The following is an 18,639-nucleotide window of genomic DNA, read 5'->3' on the forward strand; positions in this document are numbered from 1 at the left end:
GACGTAAATCGCGACACACAAGTGAGCAAGCTTGGCGCCTTTGGAGGACAGAATGAGTTTTGCACATTGGAGGAAATGCGACTTTCAAGTCCACACTCCTCGTGATCCGGGTTGGAAAGGAGCACGCCCTGTTGGACTTGGTGAAGAGTATCAAGGACGCATAGCAACTTCAGAAGATGTTGATCGAGATCGAGAGAAGTGGGCGTACGAGTTTGTCGATTGGTGTATCAAGAGAGGGCTAGAAGCGGTTGCCCTTACTGATCATCATGAGATGGTGATGTTCCCCTATGTTGCGGCTGAAGCAGCCAAACGACATGAGGCTGACGAATCATTTGGCTTATGGTTCTTCCCCGGAATGGAATTGACCTGCAGGGGGGGCGTTCAGTGCATTATTATCTTTGATGCCGATTTAGCGGCAGAATGGCGTACGACGGCTCAGGCTAGACTTGGTATTGTCGCTGCCAGCCTTAATGAGTCCGCGCGGCAGGGCCCAGCAGTGACGCAGCTAGATTACGACTACCCCGACATTGCGTCGCGCCTTGAGCCAGTCGAAGAACTGAGAGGCCGTTTCATTGTATTGCCCAACGTGTCTGATGGTGGAGCTCATACGGTTGTCACGCAAGGCGCACACGCCAACTTCAAAGCGATGCCCTATGTAGGTGGCTACGTCGATTGCGGACAATCAATCGATACCATACCTCACAAGCTCCGTGTACGCCTCTCTGGTGAAGATCCTTATTGGGGCGATAGATACATCTACCCTCTGCCAACATCCGATGCACGATCCGCAGATTACTCGAAGCTCGGTAACAATAGCTGCTGGATCAAGCTTGCCGAACCGACCGCTGAGGCCATCAGACAAGCCTTTCTTGGTCACCCATCGCGAATACTCATTACTCCGCCAGTCACCCCCTCAATTGCAGTGCAGTCTTTATCGGTTTCAGGCTCCTCGATCCTCTCCGATCAAGAACTGCGTTTCAGCCCAGAGTTTAACTCGATCATTGGTGGCCGAGGTAGCGGAAAGAGCACCGTCCTTGAGTATCTTGCATACGGCCTTGGGCGAAGCTGTTCCGACATCAGCAAAGGGAGCTATTCAGGATCAGACAGGCTCAAAGGTGTCATTGCGGATACGCTTGTTGCTAGCGGAGCCACAATTGAGATTGGTATCGAGCAGGATCGAGCTAACTTTTATGTCAGGCGCGGAGCTGAAACGGGACATGTCGCTACGGTAACCTATCCTGATGGCACCAAGCATGAGATGTCAGTGGCGGAACTTCGAGCCCTCTTTCCTGCAGTGGTGTATAGTCAGGGTGAACTATCCGAACTCGGCAAGATTGCTGGGAGCCGCGCCCAGCTATCCCAATTACTCCAATTTGTTGATCCAGAATTCAAGCGGAAAGATCGACGGCTTAGCAATGAGATCGAGCAATCTAAGCTGGCAATTCGGAGGGCGATTCAAGCGCTTGTGAATGGATGGCTACAAGAAGAGAAGGTTAGAAAGCTCAACGCCGCCAGAGCCACTTTGGAGCAACGGATAGCGGCCCTTCAGAAGTCTCTTCCGACCCTTTCTAAAGAGGAACAAGCACATATCGTACGATATGAAGCGCTCGCAGAATTGGATGGCAAGCGGCAGGCTGCCGAAGCTCAAGCACAAACAGTACTAGATGAATTCACCGGACTTTGGCAGACATCTCGTTCTCCGGTCGATCTATTGTCAACCGCTCCTGAAGCGGCGGATTTTCAAGCAGCCTACGAAGAATTCAGAAAGGTGTTCTCACGTGGCGTGGAAGCGCTAGGGAAGGATCTGGAGGCTCGTCGCGTCGGAATGGCGACGAAAGGCGCAGAGATCGGCCGCACCCTCATTGATGCAAAGTCTGAGCGTGACAGGGTGATGGAGGAGTTGACCGAGCACAAAGTCCAGACAACACAAATAGCGAAACTTCAAGAAGAGCTGCAAGCCTTAGTTGGCCATATCGCAAGCCTCGAATCACGTCAGGTGTCCGTCTCGGAGAAGCAAGGCGAATTCAATGCTGCTATCGACAACCTGAAGGCACTGGTTGAGGAAGGTGCCAAGACGACTGAGCGTTGGGTCGGCGCAATAGAAATGCTTTCCGGCAATTGCATTGACGCCGAATTCGTTGCTGCTGGCGATCACTCAGAGGTTCACGCCTCAATTGATGCTCTAGTTGCCCAGACTGGATCGCAAGAGGCAACCCGCAAGCATCGAGTAGTCGAGCAACTCGCGGATTCTGGGGTCTGGCCATTTTTAGACACCATCCGGGCTGAGTGCCTTTCACTCCTAAGGTGGAAGACACTTTCTCCAGAAGGAGGTGGCGGTGCTCCTGCATTTCCGACGATAGAGAATGCGATAGGCGGGACAGAGAACATGAAGACTCGCCTGAAGGAGCTAATTGATCTTCAGCGAGTGGAGGCAATTGCTACCGCAACACCGAAGCCCGATGTGTCCTTGTACTATGTCGATGGAGGCAATCGATACGCGTTTGAGAAAGCTTCGGAGGGACAGCGCGCCGCCGCCCTGCTTCTTATGCTACTCGAACAGGCGGGAGGACCCCTGCTTGTCGATCAACCTGAGGGCGATCTCGACAATAAGGTCGTATCTGATTTGGCCGAGAAGCTACATTCGGCGAAGCAGCATCGACAGGTTATCTTTGCGAGTCACAATGCAAACATCGTCGTAAACGGCTCGTCAGAGTTGGTCGTGTCGATGGAAATCACACAAGATGCTAAGCGCTCAGCCTCCGGCCCGGGCGCAATTGACCGCCAAGATATTCGCCTGAAGATTACTGAGACAATGGAAGGGGGCGAGAAGGCATTCAAGGATCGTAAGAACAAGTACGGGTACTGACCACCTCCCCTTAGACCCCTCCCCTGCTCGTTCGGGTAGACCCTCTCTACTGGAGACCCTCCGTAAGGAAGCTGGTCAGTAGGATGAGGTTAGGGGAGGTGGTGGAGGTAGGGGGTTCTCTTCCTAGGTGCAGGCCCGGGGCGGCTGGCAAGGCTCGCTGAGATGCCAATAGGGTGTGACCCGATAGGGGGTCTCTATATAGTAGCTACGAGTGGCAGAGAGCTATTCTGAGGCCAGCCTGAGAAGGTCCGCTGCCTCAACCTCCAACGCCCTAGCCAGCAAGCCCAGCGCATGAACAGAAGGGTTTCGTGTTCCGCGTTCAAGATCAGAGAGGTAGCTGCGGGTTAGCCCAGCCTCCTCCGCAACCTCCTCCTGCGTTCGACCTTGGCGCAGCCGCTCCTTGCGGACATTCTCTCCAAGTAAGCGCACCAAATCCATTCGCCCGATTGACACGATTGGAGAACATTGGTCTGTCTACTGTCCGTGTCATTAGAGGTTGAGGGCGAATTGTGATGGATGAATTGAATGGCCGACAGGCAATCAATCAAGCTGAGGCCACCGGGGCGCTCTTTCTCCCTGCCATCGTCGCTTGCGCGGCTGGAGGTTACAAGCTGGCCTCGCACCCTTGGCCCAGCACCAATGGCCAATTGCTGCTCATGCTCGGCGTTCTAACGCTGTTTGGGGCCTTTGGAGTGGGGTCTCGGCCGCGCCTTGCTTTGTTCGCAGTGCCGCTAGCGATATACACCTTTATCATCATCGGCTGTCTAGCCCTCGGGTTGGCAATCTCTGAGGGTAGCGGATGGTGGACCATTGGAGAGGCAGCGTTTTGGGTCCTGTTCGGCTGGTATGTTTCCTTTAGGATTACACGCTCTCTAAAGACCGCACAGTCTACCTAGCCTTCTCGATTGCGCTTCCTTGCCAAGGCTCTTTCCATTGCCTCAATCTGCGGTTTCATTTCCTTGAATATCTGCTCTTTTTCTTCTGGGGTCATTTCGTCATGAGGGTTCGCGGCATCGTAGCGCCAGCCGGAAACCATCTGGTCGTAAATCTCGTGGATCGTAGTTTGAAGCGAGAGGGGCGGATAAGCGGCAAATTTCATCGACCCTTGTTTCTTTAACTCGTCCTCGTTCGCCGCATAGTATGAAGCTATCTCCCGGAGTCCCGGCCTTAGCTTCTCAATGTCGAAGTATCTCTGGTCGGACCGGAGAAAGAGCGGAGCCAGCTCATGGTGCAGCTTATCCGCTGACACGAATATGCGGCAGAAGGGCAGGTAGAATAGATACTCTAAATCAATCAGATTTGTTGGCTTCTGACCGATCAAATTGAGTGCCACTGCATAACGCAATGTAAGAGCAAGCCTTAGGCAGAAATGCAGATACGGCAGAAAGTGTTTTATGGGCGGGCGGCGGTATTTCACCCACATTTTTGCAACATGCTTCTTGCTCTTCGCGGGCTGCTCGAATTGGCTCAATCCGAATTTGAGTGTGCGAAACTGATAACCCGGAGCATCGAGGAACGTGTCTACGGCGGCGACCACCTGATCCAACGTCTCAGGATAGAGGGCATCTCGCTTCCTCGAATGGGAGAAGATTCTAACCAACTGCTCAAGCGACTTGTCAGACTTTGCTCTTTTACGGAGCATTGCCCCTTGGGAACGTTCTGCATCATCGAATATCTGGTCGCTCCACCGTTTGAGTGCCCGTTCCTCATCACTCTCATCGACGACCGCCCCCAATTTACCTTCCACGTCAAAGAAGGTCTCTGCCGCAACAACCGGGTGCCCCTTCATCTCGACGGGATTCCCCAATACCTCGCCATCAATTAGGGCTTGGAATGACATCTGAAGATAGTTCCCGAGACCATCAGAAGCGCGGGCGGCTAGCGCAGCTACAGCAGACTCAGGCGTGCCTCGCCTCGGCTTTTTCGCAATGTTGCCTAGAACTTCTCGAACGTAAACGGGAGTGACGAGGGTGATGAAGAAGTGAACGAGCCACCTTGCCTCGTCCTTCGACAGCCTCTGCATTGCTGACTTGTCATAGAGAAGAGGAGGGCCGTGAGTCATTGAACGCATCTGATAGCAAAGCGCAGCACGCGGAGAATAGCCCTATGCTCACAGATTATCTTAAAGCTCCGAGCTACCGACCATTCGTTCCCCAGCCGCCTTGAGCCCCTCACGCTGTACTGAGTCCTCTAGGGTGGCATAGCGCGCCGTGGTGCTCGCCTGTGTATGTCCTAGCGCCTTTCCTACAGTGGCAAGCGTAGAGCCGCCCGAAAGCATAAAGCTGGCGAGGGTCCGCCTCAGATCGTGCAGCCTCACCCCTTCCAGCCCGGCTAGAGCTGTGATTGCCCTCCAAGGGTGTTTCAGGTCGGCGCGAGGGCCAATCCCAACAGGCTCTCCGGAGTTGATGTCTACGGGGGCCGACTTGCGGCGCTTCTCAGTGCTCCCCGGAAACAAATAGACCGAGTGGCTCTTGCGCTCGAACATCGCCTTGAGCGTCTCAAGCGCAGGCCCCTCAAGCTCAAGCCTATGGATGCGCTTCGTCTTGGTGTGGGCTGAGGGCTTCTGCCAAAGGCCCCGTTCTAAATCGAATTGAGACCACTCAGCTTTGAGCACCTCTTGAAGCCGCGCCCCGGTGAACAAAAGGAGGCGGATTGCATCAGCGGCTTCCCTGTCGGTTGCGCTTCTCTCAGTCTCAGGGAGGGGCTTGGTCTTGTGCTCGACCGTCTCAGGGTCATCATCAGGGGAGACGGGTCTAAGGCCCGCAGCGTAGTCCTCACAGGCCCGCAGCAGCCGCTTCACCTCGCCTTCGCTAAGGTTCTGCCATCGCTGGTCCTCAGGGAACTTGCGAACGCCCCTACACGGATTGTCATTCCTCCACCCCCGCTCAATCGCCAGCGAGAACAACTTGCTCAGCAGTGCGAGGAGGCGGTTGGCCTGATAGACCCCCTTGGTCCCTCTTGCGATGCCAGCGGCCCTTGTGTCCCCGTGCAGCTTCCGAATGTCGGTGATGGTCACCGCCTCCACCTTCTTCGATCCAAGTGCTTCAATGGCTATGCGGGAGAGCTGGCGCGCATGGCGGATAGTCGACGATCTAAGGGCCTGTGAGGGCGCATAATCCTCTAGGTAGACCTTGGAGAGGCTCTCAACCGTTGGGGCGTTCTTAGCGGCTTCCTCAGCCTCCCTCGCTGCCCTCTCCTCGACATGGGGGTCTACACCTGCCCTCACCTTCCGCAGCACTTCGCGGGCCATATCGCGGGCCTCTTGAACGGTGAATGTGGGGAACGCGCCGAGCGCCTTCATGCTGGACCGCCCGTGGATACGATAGGAGGCAACAAAGCGCCGGGTCCCGCTTTTGGAGACCACAAGGCGAAAGCCCCTCACCTCGCTGTCCGAGATGGTCTGACCGGGCTGAGCAGCTTCCACCACGCTCTTGGTGAGCCGTGTGTCTGAGAGTTTGGGCATTCAGGCCTCCTTGCCTTTACACCTCCCTCATAGCCGAAACCGGGCTAATCCGATAGATAGATAACCACACCGCAACCACAAAAGTCCCAGAACTGGCAGGGACAGACAGATGCTCAACCGTAGAGAAATTTGCTTATACCCCTGTAACTACGAGATATAATGAGGATTAACCGCATTCCTCAGAACTGCGCAGAATTAATGACGCGCTGACTTTTAATCAGTAGGTCGCTGGTTCGAACCCAGCAGGGCTCACCATCTTTTCCCGTCATCCACCGCATGCTGCAACGCGAGTGAAATCGTTCATGCTTTGCTGCGCACAATCGGGAAGGCATCCAACGCCGTTTTGTCGAGAAGCAATTGCTTGACCATCTCATATCCTATTCGGCGATAGCTTTCCCATTGTGCCTCATCAAAGAACTGATCGGAGGTCTTGTGATTCGGGAAATCCGGTTCGGCCCTTTTGTAGGCGATGATGTCTGCGGGCAATTGATCGAACATCCGCGGAATTAGCCAGACGATCGAGGCTTGTTCTGGGCGATGGACGTTCTTGTCGGATGCGCGTTTCGTAATCTTTTTCGCCTTGAGAAGCAGGGCAAAGGCATTGCCGCCCGGCTGAGCAACCGTTTCGCGCCAATTGCTTTGCATGTTCAGGAAGCATCGGTGGGTGCGGCTTCGATATCGACCGCAGAATTCAACCGTTTCTTCTACCGTCGCTTCACGCACTTCATAATTTTCATCAATCCGTGCGGTCCTGATGAAAGTCTCCAGATCAGCGAATTCATAATTCGGATCGGCGCCATTGTCACAGACAAGAAGGGTCGCGCACCCCTTGTCCAGCAATGCCATTGCGCCGGTATTTTCCGAATGACCCGCATCAGACAGATATATGCGCCGTTCGTTCAGCGGGAACCGGGCGCGCATTTCGTTGAGCAGATTGCCGTAAGTCGGCAGCCAACGCGTTAGCGGCTTTTCGTCCAGATTGGCTTTGATGTAGCAGTCCGGATCGCCCTCTGCCGAGCCATCCTTCGTCTGGATATTGAGCGGCTTGTGCCCGCGATCCCACCAATATCCAAGCCGCACATTGGCAAAGCTCATCGCCAGGGCGCCTCCCATCGTGGTGCGCCGACCCATGCCCGATGACGCCGCTGCGCCGGAGATTGCGCAAAGCTGGCCCGCGGTCAGCCTTTCGGCGTCGTTAAGCTCTTTCGCCCAGGAGTTGCTGGCCCCTTGAATGGTCAATCCGTCATGTTCGAAAGTCGCTCGCCGGCTTTTGCGATCGCGCGCTACCAGGCTGCTGTCGGAAACGGTATCGTTGATTGTCACATTCAGCAGGTGAAAGGGGGCGGGCAGACTCGCTCTAAAATAGGAATACGCATCGATGTGGTCATGCCGCCTATCCAGTTGGTCGGACCGATCCTGATTCCAGTCCAGACGCTGGACATTGGTCGCACCAAGATATGCTCGGGTCAGCCGGGCAGCATAGAATGTGTGGAGCGATAGCATGTTGGCCAGACTGCCCGACATGCCAAGTACTGCAGTCGTTCCTATGACTGCCAATCCAAAAACTGCAGCGTTGCTGTAATCCAACGGGCCCCACGGCCCGACTTTCCAAATTGCCAGATGCACGAGCAATGCGGCTGTGATCGCACTCACACTGAACAGGAAAGCACCGGCAACCAGGGAGGTCAGTGAGACGCTTTTACGAAAGAACCCGACGATCGCGTTTTGGCTGCCACCATACATTTCCGGTATTTTTTTGATGAGGAAGGCACCGATCGGCTGCAGGATGACCACCATAATTCCTGACACCAGGGTCGCTTCGGTTGCTCCGGACACATTGGATCCCTGCAACCGAATATCTGCATGCAGATACATCGCAATCGTATCGACAATGGCAAGATAGGCGAGAACGAGGAAATACAGATTGAAATTGCTCTGCGTCACGAGCAGCCAGCGCCGCAGTCGCTGGGCCATGTTTGCCGCATCTTTCAGATATCCGATCCGCCACGCGCCCCACACCAGAAAGACGCAGCCTGCAGCCAATGCGAGCCAGAGCGGGCCAAACAGAAGCAATCCCAAGTCTTGCGAACCAACAATAGTTTGGGCGAGGTCGAGGCCCGTTGACGGGAAATCAAGCGAGATAGCAGCGGCCAGGAATCCACCAAACAGGATCGCAAGAGTTGCCAGTACCGACCGGAAAAGCGCCAGGTCGATCCTTTGATTGGTGCTGTGGCCGGACAGCGGATTGTACGGGATCTTGTGCGCGATAAAATAAGCCGCGGCCACACTGAGCGAGAGGAACGCAAACAGGCCGGCGAATAGCGCGATCTGGCTGATTTGCAGGTCGGCTCCACCCCATTCAAGCTTCATCCAGCCGGAGAGTTGCTGCTCCATTGACTGGTCGACGCCATAGAGTGCCATCTGGATCAGAAATTGAATGCTCGCAAAAGCCAATCCGATGGCGAGCATCAGCGTGAGCCAGTTGCGGGCTACATAGCTTAGGCCGCTTAGCCAGTCTGCGGCTCCGCCCGGGGCCAGGTAACGTCCATGTTCGCGAAGCCAATATATCGGGTGGCGCAGGAATTCGGGCGCCAATGGTCCTTCCACCAGACCATTCGCGGGCACCGCCCGGTCGCCTGGAGCGCTGGTGAGAACTTCGTTGGCGAATTTGAACCGATGACTGCGTGGGATCAGTTTTGTGTCCTGATGGGCCAGTTCTGCCGCATCGACGGCCGCCATCAGCCGGCCGATGGCTCGCTGCGTTTCCTTGTGCTCTGCTGCGGCATTGCCAAGGCTGGCGCTTTTCCCGTCAATTGCGGCATCAAGTGCTGCACGTTCGGCCTGATCAGCTGCAAGGACAACTTGTGCAAACATGCTCTCGGCATTGTCGCACAATTCATCAAACGACAATTCATCCGTTTTATCGCTTTCGGGCGTCTGGGCCTGCCCTGCAGCTTCGGGCTCATCCTCCTCCGATTTCGAGCGCCCGCTCCACAATGTCAAAGCGGCCCGTTTGGTGCGCAGCCACAAGCCGTAAGCAGCCTTCTGAAGGCTTCGGCGCTCTGCGTATCTTGCCCGAGCCTTTTCCAGGCTTGCGTGAGCCGCTTCCTCAAGATCATTCGCCCGTGCTTCCATGTTGAAGCAACGGGCAATTCTCGTGTCGCGTTTTTCAGCGTGCGTTGCAGTGGTGCGGTGCCCTCTGACTGGTCCTGCCGATAGCGGCTCCCGCTCACGATCTGGCAGAAAGAGGCTGCGCAGAAAGCAGGCGAAGTATCCGCCGCCTGACGAACTGGACATGAAGTCGAACCCGTAGAAGCGATCCCGCCGCGCCAGCGCCTGGACGACTCCCAGCGAAATGGTGGCGCTGCGGATGCCGCCTCCGGAAAAGGCAATGCCAACCGGCGGAGCATCGTGATCGGGATGCACAAGGCCAATATCGTCTTCACCCAACATCTTGCGGCGATGCTGGATGTAAGGATATTTCTGCAGCGGATCTTCCCTGGTGCCGTTACTCATTGCACGCCCCCCCCCATAGAGCATAATGGCGAATTGAAGTTCTTAACTATCTCTTTCAAATACAAAAATTACGAAAAATGATCTTTTGAAGGATCAAGAGGATCCAGTTCACCGCGACCCTTGATCAATTGGTGCAGCATGGCGCTACTGGCCGGTCGCTCCATTCTTCTGGGCCGGGTCCGCGAGACGATCGACTAAGCCTGCCCGGCCGCAAACTCCTCGAAGATTTGAGGGATGAGCTGGTTGCGATAGAGCCCTTCAAATTCAGCTGGCCCGATGGCTCTTTTCTTGCCCGCCCGCTCGAGCATGCGGAAGAATGAACCCCATTGCTTTCTGGTCAGACTGTCGAGCGCGTCTTTCGCTTCGAGCATCTGGAGGAATTCCGCTTCTGGAATAAGGCCGTCCGGATGGGCCTTGGCCCTTTCGCCCAATTCGCCGAGATAGGATGCCAGCAGAGCTTCATCGACCATGCCGTTCTCGTCGAAGACGCCGGTTCGCTTGGAGGGCCTGCGCAGTGCCATTTCGTCCATCGGAATGCCGCGCCCGAGCAACAGATTCTTGAGACCGCCAAATTTGAAGGTCGAGCCGATAGCGAGATAGAGCGCGCGCAGGCCGCTGCTTTCGATAATGCGCCACCCTTTCAGATTTTCCGAGAATCCAGCCCGGCCTGCATCGTCTGAGAGGTTGAACGGGACCAGATGCTTTTCAAGGTCGGTCAGGTTCAGCGCGACACCTTTGCGCTGTTTATCGCCATCATAGGCGCGCAATGTGTTGACCTCGTCCTGCGTCAGTTTCCAGCCGCTGACGAAACCCGGATGCGCATTGGATTCATAGCCGGGCCAGGGCCAGCGTGTCTCTGACTGGATCGCAGCTGCGGCCTGCAGCAATTCGGCCCGCGAAACATCTTGCGGATCTTCGAACAGGACATTGTGACCATAGACCCGGCCCGCGCCTTCGAAATCGGCGAGCACAAGCCCGTCGGTCACATCGACGATATAGGTCGCGCCGGAATGTTCGATCCGAAGCATGTAATTGGGAGCATCGCCGAAATGCTCCTCTTTCCACGCATCGCCTAGCCCGAAGTCCTGAAGGTTCTGCTGGCCCCAGACGATGATGCCATTGGTTTCGAGAGGGTGCTCTTCCGGATTGTCTTTGGGATTTGTTCCCGCATATTCGTAGGTATTGATGGTCTCACGCTGTTCGAGCCATTCGCGCAGTTCCGGGCAATGCAGATAAAGGAGCTTCTCCTTGTCGATTGCCTCGACCAGATTGATCGCAGTCCAACTCACCTCGTTGGGGCGCCATTTCTCGGTCAGATACGGGTTTTTGCGAATCCGGCTGGTGGCTTCCTGAACGAATGTCTGGAAGCCCTCATTGGTGATCGCCAGACCTTCGGGCTTATGTTCGTTGAGCGTCAGGCCGATTATGGCGTCGAGCGTGCTGATCCCCTTGGGGTAAAGGCGCTCGAGCTTGGCAATCTTTGCTTGCGCATCGGGGCTCGCCGGATTGAGGAACAGATGCTCCCACTTCTCGCTCGGCGGGATGTTGTGCGCCTTTTGATAGTCGGTCCATGACGGTGTGCCGCGCTGCCGGTCCTTGCGGATTTCCTGCTCCAGCATGTTCATGACACCTTCTTCGGTGGCCATGTCGCGGAAGAAATCGGCGGTGTTGCCCGCCGCTGGCGCGCCGAGCCGGGTGTTCATCATGTAATAATAGACCGCGCCGAGCCCTTCTTGCTGGATGAATTTGTGCCCATCCAATTCGCGCAGGTTCTTCATATTGACGGTGCGCGTTCCATCGCCCGAAGTCTCGCCGATCGCTGGGCACTTGAGCTCGTCGACCCAGATCTGGTGGCCAAAGCGATAGGCTTTGCTGAAGAAGTTGCCTTTGACCTCCGGCTTTGCCTTGTTGACCTTGCCTGCCGCGATACCGTGCGCAATCGGATCGGTGCCTTGTTCGGGGCGATAGATCTTCTTGTCGAAATGGGGGAGCTTGCGCTCTGCCCGTCCGAAGAGATTGGCGTTCAGGCCGTTGACCACCTCTTCATTGGCGAACAGCGTGTGAGTCCAGGTGCCGGTGTGGATTTTGACATAGGTCATCGTCACGACGCGGCGGGCGATCTGGAAAATCTGGTTGTCCGACCAGTCGTATCGCTCCTTCAGGACCGAGGCGACCCAGTTGTGGTGACGGGCATAGAGAGTGTGTTCAGCCTCCAGCGGAGCGGTCATATTGCGCCCAAAGCCGGTCAGGATCTGGTCCTGAATGCGCCCGTCCTTACCCGTAGAAACCTTGCGCAGCGGCAGGAAAAGCCCGCCATTGCCCTCATCATCCATCCCTTCGAGAAAGATTTTACCATCGGGCACTTGCCTGCCATCGGGGTAAGAGCGGATTTCGGCCAAAGTCTCGATATCGCTGCCGTAGATGTGGCTCATGTCCCACCAGACGGTGGTGCCATGCATGCCTTCGCCGCCGGCTCTCATCGAGTTTGGCGCATCGGACCTGCTCCATTGATACTTCACCCCCAGGCGGGCCCACTCGCTCTCCGGGTCGATGGCAATGGCATGTTTGCGTTTGTTGTCAGGCGCGGTCTGCGCGACGTCGTGAACCAGTTGCTGCAAATGTGCTGCGGCGTGAAAACTGGCCGTTTTCGCCTCGATTGTGCGTCCATTGCGATAGCCGAACTCGCGGGCGATCTCAGCCTCGCTCGGAAGGTCGGGATTGCCGGACTGGTCCTGTGGCCGGTAGCCTTCGGGCATACCGTGATCGACAAATTCCTGCCCGACACGGCCTTCACCCGGTCCGAACATCGCGTCGACATGCGCGCCATCGGGGGTGAAGCCGGAGCCTGCCCAATCCGGCGGATCGCGCTCAGGCAGCTGACCGGGCCGATCCCCGCGCTCTCCATCGGGATTACGCTCGCGATTTTCCATCCAGGTGCGCGCAGCCCCTAGCGCTGCCAGCCGGAAAATCCCGATCTTTCGCTGCGTCCAGCGCCCCGCATTTCCGGGAGTAGCGCCGCTATTGGCCAATTCACCGATTGGGCCGAGCGCGAGCGACACAAGAGAATCTTTGAAATTCCGGATCCGGTTGGCAAGTGACTTTGGCGGGATATAGTCGCCGGGCACCTTAAAGTCCGTGCACAAAACCCAGGCATGCGGGCTGTCCTTATATGCATCGGCAGGGTCTTTGGTGAGATATTCTGCGGTCAGGTTGTTGGGGCGCAGGATTCCCGATCCCGCTTCTCCATCAACCTTGTTCTGCGCAATCTGGTCCGCCCAGCTTCGCGCAAATTCGTGATCAGGCTCTTTGTCGAGCGCGCGTTGCATCCATTCTGCCGCGAGTGTGAATTCACCGGTGTTGCGATAGGCATACGCTGCCAGCGCGTAATCTTCAGCCGAGGCACTGCCCGATTTATCGCGCTGTTCGTAGAGTTCGATTGCCTTGGCAAAATTCCCGGCATTCAAATGCGCCAGAGGATCATCAGACGCCAGTTCAGGTTGCTGATTGTGTGCATTAGCAAATGGGCACGATCCGGTTGTCGCTGCTTCTTGAGTCATGCTCGCTTCCCCCAAAACATTCCAAATCAAAAATTCGGACTGGCCCGCGGCGAATTGCATCTTTGCAAACCCGCCGCAGATAATATTCATTGCGGCTGTGACTTTAGGCAAACTTGCTTGGAAAGCAAAGACAGATCGAGCGAAGTGGACTTCTAAATGGCCTTTACTGTTAGGGTTCCAGTTGCCTATGGTCTTTTTGGTTGATCTGATTGAGCGGCCTGTTCTGAATGCAGAATGCGGCCACCGGCCCTGGAGATTGGGTCAAATGGGGGAGATGAGTATGTCTTTAAATGCAGCAAAGATGCTGACGATGTCACAGTCAGAACTTGATGATCTTTTTTCGAGCTGTGAGGCCGGTCCTATCCCAACCGGCGAAGCAAAGGGCACTCCGGTCTTCTTCCCCGGCTCAAGTTTTTCGGACGAGATCGCGCAGGTGATAAATTTCTTCGCCTGGCAGGGCAAAGTGTTTGATCCCGAAGGCGGCTATCTGCGCAACCAGATCCTGCCCTTCGGAATTCAGGCGATCATGGCCAAGGTGTACAAGCAGGAAAGCTGGCTCGACGGGAAGGAGTGCATAGTCCTCGACTATTCGGAAACGTCGATGGTTGCACAATTGGTCCGTGATGAAATGCGCATGGTCGCTCCCGATGTCTATCTCGGCAAAGTCTATTGGGAAAAGACCCGGCTGATCGACTTCGTATTGGAGTTCTGACCGACTGTCCCGGCAGTCAGGTCTGGCGCTCTTCGGTCATGAGCCGATAGCAACGCATCAGCAGGAAGACGCCCGCAATATTGACCAATGGAAGCGGCGCGAGAACGAGCCAGCCGCTTGTCGTCAAGGGCTGCGCGCTCAGCATGTAGAACAGGTCAGTGAAGATATCCGAGAAGCGGATCCCGGCCATGATGACCAGCCAGATCGGATGTCTGCGCAGCAACAGCAGCGCCAGAGCCTGCGCGAGGGCGAAAGCCGTCCACTGCCCGGCGGCCCTGCGCAATAGAGCAACCTCCTGACCCTGCGGCGCAGTATCATGGAAGAACGCGAACCAGAGGTGCGGATCGCTCCATGCCAGGATGGAGATTACAACATCGAGCGCCAGTCCGCCCCACAGATAGATGAGCGTGAGTTTCAGGACCCAATTGCCATCATCAAGCTTCAACTAAAGGTTTCCTCGCCAGTTGGCTCAATATGATCGACGCCGTTATTGGCCTGGCGAAAGCGTGACAGTTCGTAATAGAGCTTGCGCCGCGCCCGATTGAGATTTCCTAGCGGCCTGTGCTCGGCAATGCTGTGCCAGGGATTGTAGGAAAGGTTGCGCGCGAACGCCATCTGGGCCGGGCTGTCAAAAACCTGCGCGGGGATCCGCAATGTGGCCACCGGCACGCGCGGCGATAGCTTTTCGGGCCAGAGTATCCCGGCATGTTCTATCGGCATCCTGTGCGAGTCAGTCTGAAGCTGCACCGTCATGGCGAAGCACACTTCGTGCTTGCCCAGCGTCTTGGCCATATTCTCGCGCAGATAATGATCCGAAGGCCGTCCCGGCAGCCCTTCGACTTTCATGTCCACCTTGCCTTGCGGAAAGAATGCGTACTGCATCGCGGCGTCAGGGCCGAGCATATAGGGCACGCAGCTGTAATAGGCGGTCCCCAGCGGGTTGCCCTGCGTCTTGCTCCACAGGCCCTGCATCAACAGATCGAGGATATGCGGGCGCCGGCCCAGGAAATACCAGAGCGGCAATTCGCGTTTGCTCCAATATTGCAGATAGGCGTTTTCGCGCGTGTTGGGGGTGGTGAAGGTCGGGCAGCTTATTCCGGTGAAGTCCTGCGTGTGCTGCTCGTCCTCCATCAATTTGGGACCGGGGACATCCATCAACTTCACGCCGATGCTCAGCACGCCGACATCATCAATGTCAGGAGGGGTGTGCGGACCCGGGCCGCCAAGCCTGACCCACGCGGGAAATGAACGCGGATTTGCGAAGATGCCGTGCCTAAGGTGATCAGGCAGATCCGGGTGAACAACCAGCTCGCCGCGAACAACCCCGTGCGTCTTGGTATTGCCGCCGCGCTCCATCTCTTCAGGCGCAAAATCCTGGCTCATATGCGCGCGCATCCGCTCGATGATTGTTTCGAGCAGTTCCTCTTCGTCGGCGCTGATTGTTTCCTGCGCCAGAGCCAGTTTCTCGTTGCGCCGAAAAGCCATAGCGATTTTCTGGACAATTGCGGTGCCCGGCCGCTGAAAAACAGCATCAAGGAACGGGCGCATCCACGGGTCAATGCGCCGCTGGGCAAGCAGCAGGCCCTGTAGAAAATCGTGAAACCAGCGCAAAGTTGCTCTCTCCCCCCAAAATCAGAAGCGAACGTCCCTTATACTTAAATCATTGATCTCAATTGTCATCAATAAAGCAGGTCCGAATGGCTCACTTGCTATTCGGCCGACTTTGCGGAATACAGTAACGATAAGACAGCGGGTCAAATTAAGTTTCAAACTTCTGGAATGGTCATTGAAACCATATCCATCTCCAATGAGCGACCTCTAATGGCACGCAAGTCACTTCTGATCATTGCAGCTGAAATTGACGATGCGGCAGCTGTGCAGGTTAAAGCGCTCCTCGCTTCCATGACTCTTGCGCCCGGTCAGGCCGATCCTGCGAACCCGCTGATCCCGTTCGGCCAGATTGCCTCAATCCATTTCGCGCGGTTTGTCGTACTCGAAGATCCATCACTTGGGGACCGTGCCGGAATAACCGATCTGCCCGTCAGCGAGCCGACACGGCTGGCACTGATGGTCGATGGAGATGGCGCGGCCGGCGATATGCTGGAGCAACTGGTCGCTAGAGCCGCTCCTGGGCTGGCGCAGATCTTTGCCCATTGCGATCCCTCGGTCACGGCGCAGAATATCGGCGAATGGATGCATCGGCACCGGATTCGCGCAGCTGCCCAATACGCCAATGCTCCGTCGCGAACTGCCCTGCAGGCCCGCGAAGAAGCCGCATTGCATGATGCATTGCTGAGTGTGCGGCTGGCGCATCCCGGCGCATCGCCCAAGGAGCTTTGGCCGCATCTAAAAGCCGCCGCAGCCTCGGTTGTGCTTAGCCCGCAAGTCCAGCCCTCATTTGCCCAGCGGATAAAGAATTTCGCGCATATGCTGTCGGTGCCGGTGCTCGCAGTTGCTCTCCTGCCAGCCTTCTTGCTCGCTTTGCCAATCCTTATCTGGATGCTGCGCAAACGCGAAAAAGTGGACCCGGTCATCGCGCCTCGCCCGCTTAGGGCGCGCAACGCGATGCTGTCCGGGATTGAGGACCATGATGTCGCCAATCAATACAGCGCCATTGGCAGCCTTAAGCCGGGGCGATTTCGCAGATGGCTGACCATCGTCATCCTGTTCGTCATCAATTGGGGCAGCCAGCATATCTTTAGCCGAGGGCGACTGGCGCGGGTCAATACGATCCACTTCGCCAGCTGGACGTTTCTGGATGATAAGCGCCGCATCTTCTTCGCCAGCAATTATGACGGCAGCCGCGAGGCCTATAATGATGACTTCATCAACAAGGTCGCCTTCGGGCTGAACCTCTCATTCTCCAACGGACTGGGCTATCCACGCACCGATTGGCTGGTCAAAGGCGGCGCGCAGCACGAACAGGACTTCAAGTGGTATCTGTTTCATCACCAGATCCCGACCCAGCTCTGGTATAACGCCTTTCGCGGTCTGACCACTTACGAGATGGCGCGAAACGCGCGGTTGCGCGCTGCAATCGAGCAAACGCCAAGCGGTGATGCGCTGGCGCGGCTGGTGGCGGAGATCTGACAAGATGACCCCCGATTTCAACGATATTCAGGCGCTGGTGCGGGCAGGTTTCGGATCGCTCGACGGGGCCAGATATCTGCTCTTGCGGGTCGCTGACAACGCTGCTGCAAAAGCCTGGCTGGCGCAGGCCGAACCGACCCGCTCGAGCGATGTCGGAGGCGGCAATACACTCGATCGCGTCTTGCAGATCGCTTTCACAAGCGCGGGGCTGAGAGCGCTGGGTTTCGCAGAGGACGAACTGGAAAGCCTGGCACCCGAATTCCTCGACGGAATGGCGAGTGATGAAAGACGCTCGCACCGGCTGGGCGATGTCGGCGAGAGCGGCCCGGAAAACTGGCAGTGGGGCACGCAGGAGCGCGAGCCACATGTCCTCTTGATCTTGCTGGCCAAGGTTTCGCAGATTGAAGCATGGACGGATGACATCAGCCAAACCCTTCTCGCCAGCGGATTTTCGCTGGTCGCCGACTTTGCCAGCACCCTCACTCGCGACGAGAAAGGTGTTGCGCGCGAGCCGTTCGGTTTTGCCGACGGGCTATCCCAGCCCAAGGTTGATTGGGAAAGCAAGGACATCGCCAGCCCTGGCGCGGACCGCAACTATCGCAGGACAATTGCGGCAGGCGAGGTCGTGCTGGGATATTCGAATGAATATCGCGCGATTGCGGGCGATCAGACCGGTCCCTTGACGCAGCAAAATGGTAGCTACCTGGTTTACCGCCAGCTGGAGCAGGATGTTTCCGGTTTCTGGCAATGGGCAGTGCAGGCAGCGGGGCGTGAAAATGCAATCGGGCTGGCAGAACGGATGGTGGGCAGAGGCATTGACGGCGAGCCGCTGCCGGGCCTTGAAGCGGCTGATGCGTCAGCCGACTTTCTGTTTGATGCCGACCCGCACGGTCAAGTTTGCCCGTTTGGCGCGCATATCCGGCGGGCCAATCCGCGGATCGGTGACAATCCGATTCCGCAGCGCGGGTTCTTGCGCGATTTCCTCTCCTTCTTAGGCCTCTCGGGCAAGGCCAGCGGCGATGCGGTCGCCAGCGCCCGCTTTCACCGGATTTTGCGGCGCGGGAGGCCCTATGGCGAGATCGCGTCACCCGAAGAGGCGATGGGCGATGGCGGCGGTCATGGCGCAGCGGGGTTACACTTCATGTGCCTCAATGCCAGTCTGGCGCGCCAGTTCGAATTTGTGCAGGGAGCGTGGCTTGAGAGCCCGACATTCGGCGGCCTTTCGCAGGAAAGCGATCCGCTGGTTGGATCGCGCTGCCCGTTTCCCGATGACCGCCGGACTGACCTTTTTCGCTATTACGACAAGGAAGGGACGCCGCGCATTGCAGGAGACATTCCCCGCTTCGTCAAAGTCCTTGGCGGTGCGTATTTCTTCCTGCCCGGCATTGCGGGATTGAGGTCAATTGCTGCGCGTTAGAGCGCGGACCGCACGGCT

At 56.7% G+C, this 18,639-nt stretch carries 11 protein-coding genes; 4 read left to right on the forward strand and 7 right to left on the reverse strand.

Features of this window, described 5'->3' with window-relative positions; all coding sequences use genetic code 11:
- Window positions 1-52 precede the first annotated feature (52 nt).
- On the forward strand, window positions 53-2,866 hold the full coding sequence (locus Q0887_RS14185) for a TrlF family AAA-like ATPase (RefSeq protein ID WP_299196514.1): 2,814 nt from the start codon (window positions 53-55) through the stop codon (window positions 2,864-2,866).
- 222 nt (window positions 2,867-3,088) lie between these two features.
- Here the strand turns inward: Q0887_RS14185 and Q0887_RS14190 are convergent, their stop codons facing one another.
- From Q0887_RS14190 to Q0887_RS14210, 5 genes are all read right to left on the reverse strand, one after another.
- A complete protein-coding gene (locus Q0887_RS14190) occupies window positions 3,089-3,304 on the reverse strand; it encodes a helix-turn-helix transcriptional regulator (protein ID WP_299196515.1) in 216 nt (71 codons plus the stop codon).
- Window positions 3,305-3,758: 454 nt separating this feature from the next.
- Window positions 3,759-4,928, reverse strand: coding sequence for a hypothetical protein (locus Q0887_RS14195; RefSeq protein ID WP_299196517.1), 1,170 nt, complete (start codon window positions 4,926-4,928; stop codon window positions 3,759-3,761).
- Between the two features lie 60 nt (window positions 4,929-4,988).
- A complete protein-coding gene (locus Q0887_RS14200; RefSeq protein WP_299196518.1) occupies window positions 4,989-6,329 on the reverse strand; it encodes a site-specific integrase in 1,341 nt (446 codons plus the stop codon).
- Between the two features lie 300 nt (window positions 6,330-6,629).
- The gene (locus Q0887_RS14205; RefSeq protein WP_299196519.1) at window positions 6,630-9,845 is read right to left on the reverse strand and encodes a hypothetical protein; all 3,216 of its coding nucleotides are present in this window, start codon (window positions 9,843-9,845) and stop codon (window positions 6,630-6,632) included.
- Between the two features lie 194 nt (window positions 9,846-10,039).
- Window positions 10,040-13,402 carry a peroxidase family protein gene (locus tag Q0887_RS14210; protein WP_299196520.1) on the reverse strand — a complete coding sequence of 1,121 codons (3,363 nt, stop codon included), beginning with the start codon at window positions 13,400-13,402 and terminating at the stop codon, window positions 10,040-10,042.
- A gap of 280 nt (window positions 13,403-13,682) precedes the next feature.
- On the opposite strand from Q0887_RS14210, the gene Q0887_RS14215 reads away from it, so the two are divergent.
- Window positions 13,683-14,114: a hypothetical protein gene (locus Q0887_RS14215; RefSeq protein ID WP_299196522.1), complete on the forward strand. Its 432-nt coding sequence runs from the start codon at window positions 13,683-13,685 to the stop codon at window positions 14,112-14,114.
- Window positions 14,115-14,130: 16 nt separating this feature from the next.
- On the opposite strand, the gene Q0887_RS14220 is transcribed toward Q0887_RS14215, so the two are convergent.
- Together Q0887_RS14220 and Q0887_RS14225 are read right to left on the reverse strand one after the other, a co-directional pair.
- A complete protein-coding gene (locus tag Q0887_RS14220) occupies window positions 14,131-14,559 on the reverse strand; it encodes a hypothetical protein (RefSeq protein ID WP_299196523.1) in 429 nt (142 codons plus the stop codon).
- Window positions 14,556-15,599, reverse strand: coding sequence for a catalase family protein (locus Q0887_RS14225; RefSeq protein WP_299196524.1), 1,044 nt, complete (start codon window positions 15,597-15,599; stop codon window positions 14,556-14,558). Before Q0887_RS14225 ends, Q0887_RS14220 begins: the two co-directional genes overlap by 4 nt.
- A 336-nt stretch (window positions 15,600-15,935) precedes the next feature.
- Between Q0887_RS14225 and Q0887_RS14230 the strand changes: the two genes are divergently transcribed.
- Both Q0887_RS14230 and Q0887_RS14235 read left to right on the forward strand, forming a co-directional pair.
- On the forward strand, window positions 15,936-17,204 hold the full coding sequence (locus tag Q0887_RS14230; protein WP_299196526.1) for a hypothetical protein: 1,269 nt from the start codon (window positions 15,936-15,938) through the stop codon (window positions 17,202-17,204).
- A gap of 4 nt (window positions 17,205-17,208) precedes the next feature.
- Window positions 17,209-18,621 (forward strand): hypothetical protein, encoded by a 1,413-nt coding sequence (locus tag Q0887_RS14235; protein WP_299196528.1) that lies wholly within the window; start codon window positions 17,209-17,211, stop codon window positions 18,619-18,621.
- The last annotated feature ends 18 nt before the right edge of the window (window positions 18,622-18,639 follow it).

Source organism: uncultured Erythrobacter sp., from assembly GCF_947492365.1.
Lineage (GTDB): Bacteria > Pseudomonadota > Alphaproteobacteria > Sphingomonadales > Sphingomonadaceae > Erythrobacter.

What these genes read in the sequence shown, in the direction of transcription:
- Q0887_RS14185 (WP_299196514.1), top strand. Translation starts at nt 53, where the DNA reads ATGAGTTTTGCACATTGGAGGAAATGCGACTTTCAAGTCCACACTCCT.
- Q0887_RS14190 (WP_299196515.1), bottom strand. Translation starts at nt 3,304, where the DNA reads ATGGATTTGGTGCGCTTACTTGGAGAGAATGTCCGCAAGGAGCGGCTG.
- Q0887_RS14195 (WP_299196517.1), bottom strand. Translation starts at nt 4,928, where the DNA reads ATGACTCACGGCCCTCCTCTTCTCTATGACAAGTCAGCAATGCAGAGG.
- Q0887_RS14200 (WP_299196518.1), bottom strand. Translation starts at nt 6,329, where the DNA reads ATGCCCAAACTCTCAGACACACGGCTCACCAAGAGCGTGGTGGAAGCT.
- Q0887_RS14205 (WP_299196519.1), bottom strand. Translation starts at nt 9,845, where the DNA reads ATGAGTAACGGCACCAGGGAAGATCCGCTGCAGAAATATCCTTACATC.
- Q0887_RS14210 (WP_299196520.1), bottom strand. Translation starts at nt 13,402, where the DNA reads ATGACTCAAGAAGCAGCGACAACCGGATCGTGCCCATTTGCTAATGCA.
- Q0887_RS14215 (WP_299196522.1), top strand. Translation starts at nt 13,683, where the DNA reads ATGTCTTTAAATGCAGCAAAGATGCTGACGATGTCACAGTCAGAACTT.
- Q0887_RS14225 (WP_299196524.1), bottom strand. Translation starts at nt 15,599, where the DNA reads ATGGCTTTTCGGCGCAACGAGAAACTGGCTCTGGCGCAGGAAACAATC.
- Q0887_RS14230 (WP_299196526.1), top strand. Translation starts at nt 15,936, where the DNA reads ATGGCACGCAAGTCACTTCTGATCATTGCAGCTGAAATTGACGATGCG.
- Q0887_RS14235 (WP_299196528.1), top strand. Translation starts at nt 17,209, where the DNA reads ATGACCCCCGATTTCAACGATATTCAGGCGCTGGTGCGGGCAGGTTTC.